The organism is Halorhodospira halophila SL1, assembly GCF_000015585.1.
GTDB lineage: Bacteria > Pseudomonadota > Gammaproteobacteria > Nitrococcales > Halorhodospiraceae > Halorhodospira > Halorhodospira halophila.
In genome coordinates this window covers 2,183,542-2,196,796 of the sequence record NC_008789.1, presented here as the reverse complement: position 1 = coordinate 2,196,796, position 13,255 = coordinate 2,183,542, and the positions used below count along the sequence as shown (strand labels likewise).

Here is a 13,255-nt window from a genome sequence, read left to right as displayed (position 1 = left end):
CCCAGTTATCGAGAGACCGACTGCAGCTGCTCGTTGATCTCGCGGATGACCGTCTCATCCACCGCCAGTCCGGCGGACGCCTGCAACTGCACAAAGTTCAGCAGGTAATCATAACGCGCTGCAGCCAGGTCGCGCTTGGTCTCGAAGCGCTGGCTCTGGGCGTCGAGGACGTCGGTGGTGGTGCGGGTGCCCACCTCTTGCCCGCGACGCACCGACGCCTCGTTGCTGCGCGCCGAGACCAGGGCCTGCTCCAGGGCCCGGACCCGTTCCAGCTCCGAGGTCAGGCCGAGGAAGGCGGAGCGGGCGTCCAGGGCACTGGCCCGGCGCTGGTCGGCCAGGTCGTCGCTGGCTGCGGTGCGTTCGGCCTCGGCCTCACGGACCCGGCTGGAGATGGCGCCGCCGGTGTAAAGCGGCACGGAGACCTGCAGGCGGATGGAGCGGGTGTCTATCTGACGGTCCATGCTCGTCATTGCTTGCTGGTTAAGGCTTTCGCCATCTTCTCGTCGTAAAGAGGCTTCCAGGTCAACCTCCGGCCAGCGATCGGCGCGCTGCCCCTCGACGTCGTGGCGGGCCAGCTGGTCGTCCCGCTCGGCGAGCTGAACCTCCAGGTTGTAGCGCTGGGCCAGGTCTACCCAGTGGTCGGTGTCGGCAGGTTCCACCGGCTGCGGCTCGAACGCCTCGCCGAGGCCGGCCAGCTCCCCGGGCAGTTCGCCGGTGAGTCGGCGCAGGGCCTGCTTGGCGACCTCCACCTGGTTGTCCACCGCCACCCGCTCGGCGCGCACCCGGTCGAAGGTGGCCCGGGCCTCGTCGACGTCGGTCTGGGTGCCGGTGCCCACCTCCAGGGCCCGCTCGGCGCGGCGAAGCTGACTCTCAACGGCAGCTAGCTCGGCCTCGACCAGGGCCTGCTCGTCCTGGGCCAGGAGCACGTCGAAGTACGCCTCGGTGACGTCCACCACCAGCCCCTGCTCGGCCACGGCGAGTTCGATCCCGGCCCGGTCCACGGCGGTCCGCGCCCGCTCCAGGTCGATGAAGTTGCCGCGCCGGAAGATCGGCTGGGTTAAAGAGAGGGTCGCCTGCCACCCCGAGGTGTCGCCGTCCACGGTGGCACCCCCATCCCAGTCGGTCTCTGAATCGATGTCTTCGTACTTTGCTGTTGCATTGATCTGCGGCAGGAACTGCGAGCGGGCCTGGGCGATCTGCTCGTCGGCGGCGCGGCGCCGGTTGAGCGCGGCGGACAGGCTGCGGTCGGCCTCCACCGCCAGGCGGTAGATGTCCAGCAGGTCCTGCTGCGGAGTCCGCTCCTCAATCTCTGCCGGGGCCAGGGCGTCCTCTTCGTCCTCCACTGGCACCGGGGCGTCGACCACCGCCTCGGCGTCGTCGCGATCGTCGTTGTCCTCGTCCCCGGCACCGGTGGCCCCGGGCAGCGCCAGCAGGGCGGCCAGGGTCCAGCCGGTGACCCGGGGGGCGAGCCTGAACTGCAGTCTCTCGTTGCCTCGCTTCATGGGCGTTGGTCCTTATCGCGGGGCGCGGGGGCCACCAGGGCCCCCGGGCGCCTTCATCCGAAGTAGTCCTCGGCGATCTTGCTCAGCCGGCCCCAGCCCCGCCGCGAGAGGTAGCCCTCGAGCAGGGAGTAGGCCGCCGGGATCACGGCCAGGGTGAGCAGCATGGCGGTGATCATACCGCCGATGATCGCCGCTGCCATCGGGGCGTTGGTCTCCGATCCGGCGCCCAGCCCTGCGGCCGCCGGGATCAGGGCAAGGATCAGGGTCAGCGAGGTCATCAGCACCGGGCGCAGACGGATCGGGCACGCCTCGGCCAGGGCCTCGTTGATGGAGAGATCCCGTTTCTCCCGGTACTGGTTGGTCAGGTCCACCAGCAGGATCCCGTTCTTGGTGACCAGCCCCATGAGCAGCACCATGCCGATCATCGAGTAGATGTTGAGCGTGAAGCCGCCCACCCACAGGCCGAGCAGCCCGCCGATGAGCGCCAGGGGCTGCGCTGCCATGATCAGCAGCGGCTGGACGAAGGAGTTGAACTGGCTGGCCAGCACGATATAGACCAGCGTCGCCGCCAGAAAGAGCACGAAGAGCATCGCCGTCACGGCCCGCTCCATCTCCTCGGCCTGGCCGACCAGCTCCACGTCGAAGTTCAGCGGCAGGACGTCGTCGGCCACCGCATTGAGCTCGTCGACGGCCTCGGCCAGGGGCAGATCCGGGTCGGCGTAGAACTCCGCCGAGTAGGAGAGGTTGTGGCGGGTGATCGCCGCCGGTCCTAGGGTCTCCTCCATGGTGGTCACCGCCTCTAGCGGGACCATCTCGCCGTGCTCGGAGAGGAGCTGGATCCGCTGTAGGTCATCGATATCGCCGATCATGTCCTCCTGGGCCTTGAGGCGGATGTCGTAGCGCCGCCCGTCCTGACCGCCGGGGCCGTCGTCGAAGCGGGCGACGTTGAAGCCACCGGCGAGGACGTTGATGGTCTGGGCGATGTCCCGGGCGTTGAGGCCGAGGCTCCGGGCCTGTTCCCGGTCCACCTCGACCTCGACCTGGGGCAGCTCCAGGTCGAGCTCCAAGTCGATGCTGCCCATGCCGTCGACGGCCTCCAGGCGCTCCTGGATCTCCCGGGCGTGGTCGCCCAGTTCCTCGACGTTGGGGCCGGTGACCACGAACTGCAGGGGTTCGCCGCGCTGGCCGGGGACGAAGGGCACGTCCGAGGCGAAGGCGCGCACCCCGGGCAGTTCGGCCAGTTCGGGCCGGATCCGCTGCACCACCTCCTGCTGCGAGGCGTCCCGCTCATCGCGCTCGACCATCCGGACGAAGGCGATGCCGCGGTTGACCTGGCCGCGGTCACCGATGCCGATGGCCGAGAAGTAGCGGTCCACCTCGGGCTGTTCCTCGAGGATGGCCTCGATCTCGCGCATCTGCCGATCGGTGTACTCGATCCCGGAGCCCAGCGGGGTCTGGAAGTTGACCATGAACTCGCCGGTGTCCTCGTCCGGGGCGAACTCGCCGCCGAGACGCGGTGCGATGAGCACGGCCACCGCCACGGCAAAGAGCAGGGCCAGGCCCAGGGTGGTCCAGCGGAAGCGCAGGACGTAGCCCAGGGACCAGCGGTAGGTCCGCTCGATGGCCTGGAAGCCTTGCTCGAGAGCCCGGTAGAAGGCCCCCTCCTGCTCCGGGACGTGGAGGAAGCGCGAGGCGAGCATCGGGATCAGGGTCAGGGCGACGATGCTCGAGGCCAGCACGCCGAAGGCGACCACCACCGCGAACGACTCGAAGAACCGGCCGATGATCGCCTCCATGAAGATCACCGAACCGAAGATCGAGACCAGGGTGAGGGTGGAGGCGATGACCGCGAAGAAGACCTCGTTGGAGCCGGAGATCGCCGACGCCATGGGCCCTTGTCGGTACTGCTGGCGGTGTCGGTAGATGTTCTCCAGCACGACGATGGCGTCGTCGACCACCACGCCGATGAGCAGGAGCATGGCCAGCATGGTGATCGAGTTCAGCGTGTAGCCGAAGAAGTAGATCACCGCAATCGCGGCCATCAGCGAGATGGGGATGGCCAGCGAGACGATGGCCGTCGAGCGCAGGTTGCGCAGGAACAGCCACATCACCAGGGCGGCGAAAAGGATGCCCAGGGCGATGGTCAGATAGAGCGAGTCGATCTGCTCGAGGATGAACTGCGACTCGTCGGTGGAGATGTGCAAGTCGAGCCCCGGCGGCAACTGCGGCCGGATCTGGTCGTCCAGGCGTTCCTTGACCTCGTCGATGATGGCGACGGTATTCGCCCCGGAGACCTTCACCACGCCGAGGCCGATAGTCGGCTCGCCATTGAAGCGGGCGAGCTGGCGCATATCGGCCAGGCCGTCCTCGACGGTGCCGATATCGCGGAAACGGACCCGATCGTCGCCGTCCTCGGCGATGATCATCGCTTCGAGGCCATCGGCGTCGTGGTACTCCACGTCGAGCTTGAGCATCTCCTCGGTGTCACCGCCGACCAGGAAGCCGCCCGGCATCTGGGCGTGCTCCTCTTCGAGGGCCTGCATGATCGATTGGGCGTCGACGTTGTGGGCGGCCATGCGGTCGGGGTCGACCTCCAGGCGCATGGTCCGCTCCCGGGAGCCGCCGATCCGCACTTCGCCGACGCCGGTGATCCCCTCAATCTGCGGGCGCACCTCGTTGCGGGCGTAGCGGTCGAGATCCTGCGCCGTGCGGTCGCCCTGGAGCGATAGCCACATGATCGGCTGGGCGTCCATCTCCACCTTATCGACCACCGGCGCCTCGGCGTCCTCCGGCAGGTCCTGGACGATCTCGGAGACCTTGGCGTTGACCTCGTTGAAGGCCACATCGACGTCGACGTCCAGGTCGAACTGCACGGTAACCACCGAGGTCCCGGGCAGGGAGACCGACTGGATGTCGTCGATCCCGGGGACCGTGTTCACTGCTCGCTCGACCTCGTCGGTCACCGCCGAGTCCATCAGCTCCGGGTCGGCGCCGTCCTGATGAACGGTGACGCTGACCATGGGGAAGTCGATGTTGGGGATCCGGTCGGTGCCGATATCCTGATAGGCGATCGCGCCGACGAGCACGATCAGCGCGCTGATCATCACCGCCAGGACGTGGCGGCGTATGGAGAGCTCGGAGAGCGTCATGGTGCCTTACTCCGTATCCGTGTCGTCGCCTTCGTGGGGAGCGGCGTCCACGGCGGCGCCGTCGGTGAGGAAGCCCGCACCGTCGAGGACGAGCCGCTCACCGGGTTCCAGGCCGTCGCGGATCTCGGCGCGGTCCCCAAAGCGGGTCCCCACCTCAACGGTGCGCTCCTCGACCCGGCCCTCGTCTTCGCTCAGTACGTAGGCCACCTCGCCGGCGGGGCGGCGCACGACGCTCTGGTTGGGTACGACGATGCCGTCGCGGACATCGAGCACCACCTCCGCCTCGGCGCTGGCGCCGGGGCGCCACCCCCCGGGGTTGTCGACCTCGGCGATAAGCTGCAGCGAGCGGGTGGCATCACGGATACCGGGGCGCAGGTCCGAGACCGTGGTCTTCAGGTCCGGGCGGAGGCCAGAGCGGCTGCTGAGGATCAGCTCCGTGCCGCTGTCGACCCGGGGGGCCAGGCTTTCGGAGACCGGCAGGCGGACCTTGAGCCGGTCCAGGTTGATCAGTTGGAAGACGGCGTCGCCGGCGTTGACGTAGTCGCCCGCGCTGATGTGGCGCTCGTCCACGGCGCCGCTGACCACGGCGCGGATCCGGGTGCGTTCCAGATCCCGCTCGGCCCGCCGCAGCTGGGCGAGGGCGGAGGCGAGCTCTTCCTCGCGGGCTTCAAGCTCGGCCTCGGCGTTGTCGAGCTCGTCCTCGGAGATGTGGTCGTCCTCGTAGAGCTCCCGGTTGCGGGCCACGTTGCGCTCCTGCACGCCGACCATGGCGGTCAGGCGGGCCACGTCGCCGGCGGCCGCGTCGCGGTCATCGATGTAATCCTCGCGGTCGATCTCGGCGAGGAGTTCGCCGCGGTCGACCTGCGCCCCCTCGTCGACGTGGATGGTGTCGATGACGCCGCCCACCTCGGCGGCGAGTAGCGGCCGCGACTTGGCTTCGATGCTGCCGACGGTGTTGCGGACCTCGCGGACCTCTTCCTCGGCGGCCTCGATCCAGGTGACGGGGATGGCGTCCTCCTCGGCGGTGGCCTCGCCGTTGTCGGCGTCTTCGCCGCAGGCAGCGGCGAGCAGGGCGAGGGCTGCTACGGAGACCATCACACCGACCCGGCGGGGCCGGGCCGGCGACACGGGGGACGAATCGAGCTTGTGCCAGTGAGTCACTTACGCCTCCTTTTGGATCCCGTCGAGCAGGATGTCGACGACGTGATCCGCGTACTGATCAGGGTCGTCGGCGAAGTCCACGCCGGGGAGCTGGCGCAGGACCTCTCGGTGAGCGGTGTAGAAGGTGTTGGCGGCCAGCATCAGTGAGGCCATCAGCGCGGGGCTGGTGTCCTGCCGCCACGAGCCGTCTTCCTGGCCCCGCGAGAAGATCTCCGTCATACGCCGGAAATCGGCGCCGAAGACCTGGTTGACCAGGGTCCGGGCCTGGCTCGGCGAGGCGTCGAAGGCCTCGGCCAACACCAAGCGGGTGGCGTCGGGGTCGTCCAGGGCGCGCCGGAGGTCGGCGCGGACGAAGGCGCGCAGCTGTTCGGCCGGTTCCCGCGCCTGATCTTCGGCGAAGGCCTGGATCAACGCCCGCGCCGCTTCGCAGCAGCGGCGCAGCGTCTCCACGTAGAGTTCCTCCTTGGAGGCGAAGTGGTGGAAGACGTTGGCCTTGCTGACGCCGGCGGCCTCGGCGATGTCGCGGATCGAGACGGAGCTGTAGCCGTCGCGGGCGAACAGGTGCTTGGCGGCGGCAAGGATCCGCTCGGCGGCTTCGGTGCGTCCGGTGTTCTCGGGCATGGGCGCGGCCATCCTGCTCAGGCTCCAGGGGTGCGGTCGCTTGGCCAACCGACCGAACGGTCAGTGATCCTACAAAGGCCATCCTACCGGCGCAAGGAGCACGTTGCACGGGTTGTGATTGATTCTGATCAGTTGGTCGAGCGGGGTAAGAGTCTCTAATCCTGCCCCTGCGGCAGGGTCAACCGGGGCCGCCAAGTGCCGAGGCGTCGCGGGGGTCAGCGCCCCCGCTTGTCCTGCTCGATCAGCGCGAATGCGGAGTGGTTGTGGATGGACTCGTAGTTCTCGGAGGTCACCGAGTAGGCGGCGATGCGCCCATCATCGTTGAGCCGGCCGGCGATGTCCCGTACCACATCCTCGACGAACTTGGGGTTGTCGTAGGCGCGTTCGGTCACGTGCTTCTCGTCCGGGCGTTTGAGCAACCCGTAGAGCTCGCAGGAGCCTTCCCGCTCGACCAGGTCGATGAGTTCTTCCAGCCAGACGAAGCCGTCCATCAGCGCCGTCACCACGACCAGGGAGCGTTGGTTGTGGGCGCCGCGCTCAGCGATCTCCTTGGAGCAGGGGCACAGGGTGGTGATCGGCACGGCGACGCGCACCCAGGTCTCGTGGCGACCGCCGTGGATCTCGCCGATGAACGTCACCTCGTAGTCCATCAGGCTCTCGACCCCGGTGACCGGCGCCTGCTTGTTGACGAAGTAAGGGAACGCCATCTCGATATGCCCGGAGTGGGCCTCGAGGCGGTCGGTCATCTCGGCGAGCATCTCGTGGAAGGACTCCACGGTGACCTCGCGGTCGTGGCCCTCGAGGATCGAGACGAACCGCGACATGTGCGTGCCCTTGAAGTGCTGCGGCAGGTTCACATACATGCTGAAGGTGGCCACGGTGTGCTGGTCGCGCCCGGTGCGGTCGCGTACCCGCACCGGGTGGCGGATATCCTTGATGCCGACCTTATTGATCTCGATCTGCCGGGTGTCGGCCCGTCCCTGGACGTCTTCCATGGTCTTGTTCCTGGTGTCTGACCCCGTCGTATGGGGCGGGTGACAAGTGGGGTTGAGCATGATTCTGCGGCCTCGATCTGGGCTTCCAGCGATAGGTTTGAATTTGGAACGAGTTTAAGTTTTTGTAAAGGGGTAATCCCGACGGCCTCGGTGGGGTTTTAACCGGAAGGGCGGGCGGTCAGGCCTGGCGCTGGATGCAGTAGGCGGCCAGTCCGCGCAGCACATCCGCGCCGGGACCCAGGTCGGCCAGGGCATCAATGGCGTCGCCGGCCAGCCGCTCGGCCAGCTCGCGGGACTGGCGCAGACCGAGGATCGACGGATAGGTGGGTTTGTCCCGGGCCGCGTCAGCGCCCTGCTCCTTGCCCAGGGCGTCGGCATCGCCCTCCACGTCGAGTACGTCGTCGTGGATCTGGAAGGCGAGCCCGACGCACTTGGCGTAGCGATCGAGGGCGTTGAGGGTGGCGGCGCAGGTCGGACCGCTGGCCAGGGCGCCGAGCTGGACGCTGGCCCGGATCAGGGCCCCGGTCTTGTGGATGTGCATGTCCTCGAGCTCGGCGGCGTCGAGCTGACGCCCCACCGCGGCGAGGTCGATGGCCTGGCCACCGACCATGCCGCCCGAGCCCGCCGCCCGCGCCAGGGCGTGGACCATGCCGGCCCGGGCGGCGGGAGCCGGAGCGCCCTCCCGCTCGCCGTCGGCCAGGAGTTCGAAGGCCCGGGCCTGCAGGGCATCGCCGACCAGGATGGCCGTCGGCTCATCGTAGGCGCGGTGGCAGGTCGGTTGCCCGCGCCGCAGATCGTCGTCGTCCATGGCGGGTAGATCGTCGTGGACGAGCGAGTAGGCGTGGATCATCTCCACGGCGCAGGCCGGGGCGTCCAGCGCTCTGCCGGTGTGATCGAGGGCCTGCCCGGTGGCGTACACCAGGATCGGGCGCATGCGCTTGCCGCCGCCGAGCACCGCGTAGCGCATCGCCTCATGGATGCCCGTCGGATGGGCATCGGCGGCGGGCAGGGCCGCCTCCAGGGCCCGTTCGGCGCGTTCGCGCAGCGGCGGCAGGGCCGCCTCCAGGGCCTCAAGAATCGTCGGGTCGAAACGGGCCGACATCACCGTCCTCGCTGTTCTCGAGTAGGATAGCCACTTTCTGCTCGGCGGCGCTCAGCGCCTTCTGGCAGTGGCGGGTCAGGTGGATGCCCCGTTCAAAGTCGCGCAGGGCCTCCTCAAGGGTCTGTTCGCCACGCTCCATGCGTTCGATCAGGGCCTCAAGTTCGGCCACCGAGCGCTCGAAGTCGGGGAGGTCGCCCTGGGGGGCGGTTTCCTGAGAATCGGTCTCGCTCATGACGGAGAAAAGTAACGGAGCCGCAAGGGGTGGTCAAATAAGCCGCGAAGCGGCAGGGTGCGAGCCACGCCTCCGTCGCCGACGACGGTGCAGGGAATCCCGGCGAACGGCTCCCTTGTAACTTGCCTCCGGTAGCCGGAAACTGCTCGCCCCGAGCGCGAACCCTCAATGGCCCGATCCGTGACCACCGTGATCCGATGACAACCAAGACCCAGCAGACCTACGACGCCTCCGACATCGAAGTCCTGACCGGACTGGAGCCGGTACGCCGGCGTCCCGGTATGTACACCGAAACCAACCGCCCCGACCACCTCGCCCAGGAGGTGATCGACAACAGTGTCGACGAGGCGGTCGCCGGACACGCCCGGCGCATCGAGGTGACCGTGCACGCTGATGGCTCCCTGGAGGTCAGCGACGACGGCCGCGGCATGCCGGTGGATATGCATCCCACCGAGGGGGTGCCCGCGGTCGAGGTGATCCTCGGCCGGCTCCACGCCGGCGGCAAGTTCTCGAGCAAGAGCTACCGCTATTCCGGCGGCCTGCACGGGGTCGGTGTCTCCGTGGTGAACGCGCTATCGACGCGGCTGCAGGTGCATATCCGCCGCGACGGCGCCGAGCACACCATCGCCTTCTCGGCGGGGGAGCGGATCGAGCCGCTGGAGCGGGTGGGCAAGACGCGGGAGACCGGCACCACGCTGCGCTTCTGGCCGGATACCAGCTACTTCGACAGCCCGCGCTTCTCTCGCGCCCGGCTCGAGCACCTGCTGCGCGCCAAAGCGGTGCTCTGCCCGGGGCTGACGGTCATCCTGCGCGACGCCACCGGGGGCGAGGGGCAGGAGCCCGAGGTGCTGACCTGGTACTACGAGGATGGGCTGCGCGATTACCTGGCCGGTGCCGTGGCCGACTACGAGCATCTGCCGGATCCGCCGTTCACTGCCCGGCTCGGCTCCGAGCACGAGGAGATGGAGTGCGCCCTGGTGTGGTTGCCGGAGGGCAGCGGGCCGGCGGAGAGCTACGTCAACCTCATCCCCACTCCTCAGGGCGGGACCCACGTCAACGGCCTGCGCACCGGCCTGACCGAGGCCATGCGCGAGTTCTGCGAGCTGCGTAACCTGCTGCCGCGCGGGGTGCGCATCGCCCCGGAGGACGTCTGGGAGCACATCAGCTACGTGCTGTCGGTGAAGATGCATGAGCCGCAGTTCGCCGGGCAGACCAAGGAGCGGCTCTCCTCGCGCAACTGTGCCGCCTTCGTCTCCGGGGCCGTGAAGGACGCCTTCAGCCTGTGGCTCAACGAGCACACCCAGAGCGCCGAGCAGATTGTCGATCTGGTGGTGCGCGCCGCTCAGCGCCGCCAGCGGGCCGCCAAGAAGGTGACGCGCAAGCGGGTGGGCAGTGGGCCGGCGCTGCCCGGCAAGCTGGCCGACTGCACCGGGCAGGATCCGGCGCGCAGCGAGCTCTTCCTGGTCGAGGGGGATTCCGCCGGCGGCTCGGCCAAGCAGGCCCGCGAACGGGAATTCCAGGCGGTCATGCCGCTGCGCGGTAAGATCCTCAATACCTGGGAGGTGGCTCCCGACGAGGTCATGGCCTCCCAGGAGGTCCACGATATCGCCGTGGCCCTGGGGGTCGACCCGGGCAGCGAGGACCTCTCCGGGCTGCGCTACCACAAGGTCTGCGTCCTGGCCGACGCTGACCCCGACGGCGCGCACATTGCCACGCTGCTCTGCGCCCTGTTCCAGCGCCACTTCCCGGCCCTGGTGGCCGGCGGCCACGTCTACGTGGCGATGCCGCCGCTGTATCGCATCGATGTTGGCAAGCAGACCTTCTACGCCCTCGACCGCGACGAGCGCCAGGGTATCCTCGACCGGATCGAGGCCGAGCGCATCAAGGGCAAGGTGCAGGAGACGCGCTTCAAGGGCCTTGGTGAGATGAACCCGGTCCAGCTGCGCGAGACCACCATGGCCCCGGATACCCGCCGCCTGGTTCAGCTCACCGTCGATGACCCCGACGAGACCGAACGCCTGCTCGGCATGCTGCTCGGCCGTGGCGCCGCAGCCCAGCGCCGCGAGTGGCTGGAGAGCAAGGGCAACCTGGCGGAAATCGTCCTTTGACCCCCTGACTACTAAGCGCCGAACAGCAAACGACTATGTCCGAAAACGCTGCCTCCGACTTCGAGACGCAACCGCTCCGCGAGTTCACCGAGCGGGCCTACCTCGACTACTCGATGTACGTCATCCTCGACCGTGCGCTGCCCCACGTCTCCGACGGGCTCAAGCCGGTGCAGCGGCGGATCGTCTACGCCATGTCCGAACTCGGGTTGTCGGCGGCGGCGAAGTACAAGAAATCGGCCCGTACCGTCGGCGACGTGCTCGGCAAGTACCACCCGCACGGCGACGCGGCCTGCTACGAGGCCATGGTCCACATGGCCCAGCCGTTCACCTATCGCTATCCGTTGATCGACGGCCAGGGCAACTGGGGCTCTCCGGACGATCCGAAATCCTTCGCCGCCATGCGCTACACCGAGGCGCGCCTGACCCCCTACGCCCGCGTGCTGCTCAACGAGTTGGGGCAGGGGACAGTGGAGTGGATTCCCAACTTCGACGGCGCCCTGCAGGAGCCGGAACGCCTGCCGGCGCGGCTGCCGAACGTGTTGCTCAACGGCGGTTCGGGGATCGCCGTGGGCATGGCCACGGATATCCCGCCCCACAACCTGCGCGAGGTGGTCGATGCCTGCGTCCACCTCCTCGATCGGCCCGAGGCCACCACGGCGGAGCTCTGTGAGCACGTGCCGGCGCCGGACTTCCCCACCGCCTCGGACGTGATCACGCCGCGCGAGGAGCTGCGCACCATCTACGAGCGGGGCCACGGTACCGTCCGCGCGCGGGCCCGCTGGGAGTATGAGCGGGAGCAGGCGCAGATCGTCATCCACGCACTCCCTTACCAGGTGGCCGGCGCCAAGGTCATGGAGCAGATCGCCGCCCAGATCCAGTCGCGCAAGCTGCCCATGGTCGAGGATCTGCGCGATGAGTCGGACCACGACGCGCCGGTGCGCATCGTCGTCCAGCTCCGCTCCCGGCGCCAGGATCCGGAGCGGGTCATGGATCACCTGTTCGCCACCACGGATCTCGAGCGCGGCTACCGCGTCCACCTGAACGTCATCGGCCTCGACGGTCGGCCGCGGGTCTTCTCCCTGCGCGACCTTCTGGCCGAGTGGCTGAGCTTCCGCACCGAGACGGTCCGCCGTCGCCTGACTTGGCGCTTGGAGAAGGTGGAGGATCGGCTCCATATCCTCGAGGGCCTGCTCACCGCGTATCTGAACATCGATGAGGTCATCGCCATCATCCGCGAGGAGGACGAGCCCAAGCCGGTGCTCATGGAGCGCTTCGGGCTCAGTGATGCCCAGGCCGAGGCGATCCTCGAGCTGCGCCTGCGCCACTTGGCCCGTCTGGAGGAGATGAAGATCCGCGGCGAGCAGGGCGATCTGGAGCGTGAGCGCGACGAGCTGCGCGCCACCCTTGGCGACGCCGCCCGGCTGCGCGAGCAGGTCAAGAGCGAGCTCCTCGGTGATGCCGAGGCCCACGGGGACGAGCGCCGCTCGCCGCTGGTCCAGCGCGGTCCGGCGCGGGCCATGGACGAGACCGAGCTGATGCCCAGCGAGCCGGTCACCGTGGTGCTCTCGGAGAAGGGCTGGGTCCGCGCCGCCAAGGGCCACGAGGTCGATGCGACCGGGCTCTCCTACAAGGCCGGCGACGGCTACCTGGATCACGCCCTGGGCCGGTCGAACCAGCCGGCCATCTTCCTCGACTCCACCGGTCGGGCCTACGCGGTCCCGGCGCATACCCTGCCGTCGGCGCGCAGCCAGGGGGAGCCGCTGACCAAGCGGCTCACGCCCCCGGAGAAGGCCCGCTTCCAGTCGGTCCTCGCCGGCGATTCGGAGTCGCGCTGGTTGCTCGCCTCCGATGCCGGCTACGGCTTCCGTGTCCCCCTGCGCGAGCTCTTCTCGCGCAATCGCTCCGGGAAGGCGGTGCTGACCCTGCCGGATGGGGCGGCTGTGCTCCCGCCCGTAACGGTGCCCGCGGAGGCCGATGGTGCCGAGGTGGTGGTGGCCAGTTCCGATGGCCGACTGCTGGTCTTCCCCCTTGAGGAGCTGCCGGAGATGGCGCGAGGCAAGGGCAACAAGCTCATTGGCATCCCTGCCCAGCGCCTGCGCGATCGCGAGGAGGTGGTGGTCGCCGTGGCCGTGCTGCCCGCCGGCGCAGCGCTGCGTGTGGAGGCCGGCAAGACCGGCAAGCGGCTGAGCCACAGCGATCTGGAGGCGTTCCGCGCCGCCCGGGGCCGGCGCGGTGTTCAGTTGCCGCGCGGGCTGCGCCAGATCCGTGGGCTCCACGTGGAGAATTGAGCGGATCGACCCGGTCTTGAAACCCTGGTCGCCCAACCCAATCCAAGCGCTAGGGAGTAGGTTCCGCAGCTTGATGAAAGAGGAGCGTTCTTAACGA

General features: G+C 68.5%; 9 protein-coding genes. 2 read left to right on the top strand and 7 right to left on the bottom strand.

The window, feature by feature from the left end; translation table 11 throughout:
- Positions 1–5 precede the first annotated feature (5 nt).
- The 7 genes from HHAL_RS10055 to HHAL_RS10025 form a co-directional block, all read right to left on the bottom strand.
- A complete protein-coding gene (locus HHAL_RS10055) occupies positions 6–1,502 on the bottom strand; it encodes a TolC family outer membrane protein (RefSeq protein ID WP_011814776.1) in 1,497 nt (498 codons plus the stop codon).
- Between the two features lie 53 nt (positions 1,503–1,555).
- Entirely contained in the window at positions 1,556–4,651 is a 3,096-nt protein-coding gene (locus HHAL_RS10050; RefSeq protein WP_011814775.1) for an efflux RND transporter permease subunit, read from the bottom strand.
- A gap of 6 nt (positions 4,652–4,657) precedes the next feature.
- Entirely contained in the window at positions 4,658–5,812 is a 1,155-nt protein-coding gene (locus tag HHAL_RS10045; RefSeq protein ID WP_041595166.1) for an efflux RND transporter periplasmic adaptor subunit, read from the bottom strand.
- The gene (locus HHAL_RS10040) at positions 5,813–6,433 is read right to left on the bottom strand and encodes a TetR/AcrR family transcriptional regulator (RefSeq protein ID WP_049751645.1); all 621 of its coding nucleotides are present in this window, start codon (positions 6,431–6,433) and stop codon (positions 5,813–5,815) included. It abuts the gene before it with no gap.
- Between the two features lie 215 nt (positions 6,434–6,648).
- Positions 6,649–7,428 (bottom strand): GTP cyclohydrolase FolE2, encoded by a 780-nt coding sequence (gene folE2 / locus HHAL_RS10035; RefSeq protein WP_011814772.1) that lies wholly within the window; start codon positions 7,426–7,428, stop codon positions 6,649–6,651.
- A gap of 178 nt (positions 7,429–7,606) precedes the next feature.
- A complete protein-coding gene (locus tag HHAL_RS10030) occupies positions 7,607–8,530 on the bottom strand; it encodes a polyprenyl synthetase family protein (RefSeq protein ID WP_011814771.1) in 924 nt (307 codons plus the stop codon).
- Positions 8,499–8,762, bottom strand: a complete 264-nt coding sequence (locus HHAL_RS10025) for an exodeoxyribonuclease VII small subunit (RefSeq protein WP_011814770.1) — start codon at positions 8,760–8,762, stop codon at positions 8,499–8,501. The genes HHAL_RS10030 and HHAL_RS10025 overlap by 32 nt, the downstream gene beginning before the upstream one ends.
- Before the next feature lie 197 nt (positions 8,763–8,959).
- On the opposite strand from HHAL_RS10025, the gene parE reads away from it, so the two are divergent.
- Both parE and parC read left to right on the top strand, forming a co-directional pair.
- Entirely contained in the window at positions 8,960–10,870 is a 1,911-nt protein-coding gene (gene parE / locus HHAL_RS10020) for a DNA topoisomerase IV subunit B (protein WP_011814769.1), read from the top strand.
- Between the two features lie 35 nt (positions 10,871–10,905).
- A complete protein-coding gene (gene parC, locus HHAL_RS10015; RefSeq protein ID WP_011814768.1) occupies positions 10,906–13,158 on the top strand; it encodes a DNA topoisomerase IV subunit A in 2,253 nt (750 codons plus the stop codon).
- Positions 13,159–13,255 lie beyond the last annotated feature (97 nt).

What these genes read in the sequence shown, in the direction of transcription:
- HHAL_RS10040 (WP_049751645.1), bottom strand. Translation starts at nt 6,433, where the DNA reads ATGCCCGAGAACACCGGACGCACCGAAGCCGCCGAGCGGATCCTTGCC.
- HHAL_RS10055 (WP_011814776.1), bottom strand. Translation starts at nt 1,502, where the DNA reads ATGAAGCGAGGCAACGAGAGACTGCAGTTCAGGCTCGCCCCCCGGGTC.
- parE (WP_011814769.1), top strand. Translation starts at nt 8,960, where the DNA reads ATGACAACCAAGACCCAGCAGACCTACGACGCCTCCGACATCGAAGTC.
- parC (WP_011814768.1), top strand. Translation starts at nt 10,906, where the DNA reads ATGTCCGAAAACGCTGCCTCCGACTTCGAGACGCAACCGCTCCGCGAG.
- HHAL_RS10025 (WP_011814770.1), bottom strand. Translation starts at nt 8,762, where the DNA reads ATGAGCGAGACCGATTCTCAGGAAACCGCCCCCCAGGGCGACCTCCCC.
- folE2 (WP_011814772.1), bottom strand. Translation starts at nt 7,428, where the DNA reads ATGGAAGACGTCCAGGGACGGGCCGACACCCGGCAGATCGAGATCAAT.
- HHAL_RS10050 (WP_011814775.1), bottom strand. Translation starts at nt 4,651, where the DNA reads ATGACGCTCTCCGAGCTCTCCATACGCCGCCACGTCCTGGCGGTGATG.
- HHAL_RS10030 (WP_011814771.1), bottom strand. Translation starts at nt 8,530, where the DNA reads ATGTCGGCCCGTTTCGACCCGACGATTCTTGAGGCCCTGGAGGCGGCC.